This window comes from Bacillus sp. SRB_331, assembly GCF_003264175.1.
Lineage (GTDB): Bacteria > Bacillota > Bacilli > Bacillales > Bacillaceae_G > Bacillus_A > Bacillus_A mycoides.
In genome coordinates, this window is record NZ_NADV01000173.1 from 1 (window position 1) to 486 (window position 486).

General features: G+C 27.8%; 1 protein-coding gene. It reads right to left on the bottom strand.

Annotation, left to right across the window (positions count from 1 at the left end):
* Window positions 1-235 precede the first annotated feature (235 nt).
* Complete coding sequence (locus tag B5P42_RS33350) at window positions 236-430, bottom strand: NADH-quinone oxidoreductase subunit C (RefSeq protein WP_369008135.1); 195 nt, start codon at window positions 428-430, stop codon at window positions 236-238.
* Window positions 431-486: the final 56 nt, after the last annotated feature.

The window sequence follows — 486 nt, forward strand, 5'->3', positions numbered from 1 at the left end:
AAGTAATATACCTCCATTTTTGTAGGCATGCATATATAACACAGCCCCGCTAGTTAAAACTAAAGCAGAACACGAAGTACAAAATGGTTAAGGGCTAGCATCTACTAGATGATACGCATGTTTATATCGTAAAATATTTTTTATTGACTTTTCCATAGGTTATTAACTTAAAACTTTATTTTATAAAATAAAAAAAGTACTCTAAAAAATTAGTATAAAAAATTTAATTTAAATTTTATAAAAAATCGAAATGACGGTACTCTTGAGAGACCTCTAAAAATTCTGAAATAATTCGTTTTTGATTTTCGTCATAACGCAATTCAACGTACCCGCTTAAAGGAAAGTCTTTTCGAAAAGGATGTCCTTCAAAACCATAATCAGTTAGAATTCGTCTTAAATCAAAATTATTTAAAAAAAATATCCCAAACATATCTCAAGATTCACGTTCGAATCAAGAAGCTACAGAATAAATACTTGTTATTGAAT

What these genes read in the sequence shown, in the direction of transcription:
- B5P42_RS33350 (WP_369008135.1), bottom strand. Translation starts at nt 430, where the DNA reads ATGTTTGGGATATTTTTTTTAAATAATTTTGATTTAAGACGAATTCTA.